Source organism: Clostridium sp. (assembly GCF_051650885.1).
Classification (GTDB): Bacteria; Bacillota; Clostridia; order Clostridiales; family Clostridiaceae; genus Clostridium.
In genome coordinates, this window is record NZ_JBOFRG010000031.1 from 1 (window position 1) to 2,262 (window position 2,262).

A 2,262-nucleotide genomic window follows, 5' to 3' on the forward strand; every position below is an offset into this window, starting at 1 on the left:
AACAACAAATGTGACATTTGATTCTGATATCGTAGACAGAAAAGAGTTGTGTGGCTGTAATCATGGTAAAAAAGTGCAAAAGAATCAAGTACTATAAGGTTCATTTTTGTTCAAATCCTTGTTAATCCCTCAGATGAAATTTAGGGGGGATGGAGGGTGTGTGCATGTGAATATTATCTAAATTCCCACATAGCAGAATATTTCTCTGAACCAGAGAGTCGTTTTCTTTCAAAGCTAGCTTTGAAACCTGGCTGGCTAACTGAGTGGCTTTCCACCTGTTTAGGGCTGTCCTTAGCGTCTGGCGAGGCCAGCTAAGCCTAGGTGGCATCTTGCATCTAAGCCATGGGTGTGTACATAGTGTATATTTGCAAATAGTTCCTTTATCTGAGCACATGAGTGAGCACTCTGGTAGTGGTGATGTGTCATTTGAACTCAACTGCCATTTCATGCTCTCGCAGTAGCACCCGCGTCATCATGGTCTCCTCACGGTGTGTCTTACAGAGTGCCCGTACATATGGAATATGTAGGGTGGAGAAATAGTCTGGACACGATAGAGAATGGAGGGTAACCCAGGTTCTCTGAGTGGAGAGACTATCTCTCTAGCTCCCAGCCGCTCCGAAACGCGTTCTAATCAAGATTAACAGGAGAGGCCACAGATGATGAGTCTTAAAGAATATCCACGTCAGCTGCCCCCGTGGGGTCAGTCCACGTACACATGGAATATGTAGGGTGGAGAGATAGTCTCTGCAGTCAGAGAACATGGGTTACACATGTAACCCTCCGTTCCATTGACATGTCTGATTCGTACTTACTCTATGGTTACATGCACTATAGCTACTGTATAATGAGCAGTGATGTAGAATTTTTTCGACCATACCTCCATGTTTAAAGGAAAAGTTTAACATTTTTGGAGCGCCAGTACACTTATTGGCTTTTAAGACCATCAATATCAACCTCATGTCTGTGCATTATGTATGGAACTGGAATCCAGTCATGTTTAGCTTAGCATAAAGATGGGGAGGGGGAAGCATCTAGCCTCTGTCCAAAGTGAGAAAAAAAATGCCTACCAACACCTTTAAGGCTGAGTAGTTACAGTAATACTTTGTAGCTTGTGATTTAACATATCTGGTATTTTGGCATTCAAATATAGTCTTCTGTAATTACTCTATTCAAACATGACAGGACCATTACAGATAGAGCTACAATGCTCACACCATAATTGGCACCTCTCAGGCAACGCAAAGCCCCCTTTTCCTACTTACAACAGTGATGCACTGCTGGAGAACAGTGATGAGTTGGAAATGAATGATACAGTATTTAGGTGATGGATTTTAAAACATTTTGCAGATGAATAACTGCTTATCTCTTTGGATTAATGAATGACTATTGTGTCTAAGGACAAAGTATCAGTATTGGGGTAGTAAATGGTAAATGGACTGAACTTATATAGCCCTTTTCTACCTTAACACACAATGCGCTCATTCACCCATTCACACTTACACTCACACACCTATGGCAGCCACTGTGTACCTGTATTCACCTGAGATCAGTCCTGAGCAATGAAATTTAGCAGGTTTCAAATCTCTTCCACTTTGGGCCCTCTGACAGTTTGTTGTTGACATGCACAGATGTTGACCGAACTGTGCAGCAAATGTGGGATTTCTGATTATGGGTTTGCTAATTAGACAGGTACTAGTTAAAATTAGTTGAGGTCAATATCCAATGTGATTGGACGATGGGTGTGCCCAATGAAAAGTTACTGTTCTGGTGAGCCTTAAAACCCTAAGTCTAGAGGCTGTCTGGTGAACTCCATTGTTGGTTGTAGTGAAAGTTGTTTGATTGAGCTCAGAGTTATTTTTGTAAACTCTGACAACAACTGGTTATGGTTTGTTATGATCTACAATATGTTGCATGATCTTTTGCTTTGAGAAGAGTTTTTTCATCGACTTCTTTTTTGCATTTATTTATCTTGATATTTTGACGAATATGCCTTTACAGAATGCTTCAATCAAAGTTACAGAATTTATTATAGGTGGTTTTGACACAACCAAAAGGCCTATGGTAGTTGGTGTGGTTATATTGATTACCTATGTTCTAGCTGTTCTTGCCAATATAGTAAATATCCTCTTCATTATTTATGACAAGAGATTACACAAACCAATGTATCTTCTGATTTGCAACCTTGCTGTTGTTGATATACTCTACACCTCCAGTGCCAGTCCAACAATGATTGGGGTTCTACTTGCTGGTGTTAATACTATA

The 2,262-nt window shown here is 40.4% G+C and carries 1 protein-coding gene; it reads left to right on the plus strand.

Features of this window, described 5'->3' with window-relative positions:
* Window positions 1-2,058: 2,058 nt before the first annotated feature.
* The coding region (locus ACRC28_RS01110; RefSeq protein WP_438541615.1) for a hypothetical protein at window positions 2,059-2,262 on the plus strand (204 nt) is incomplete at its 3' end.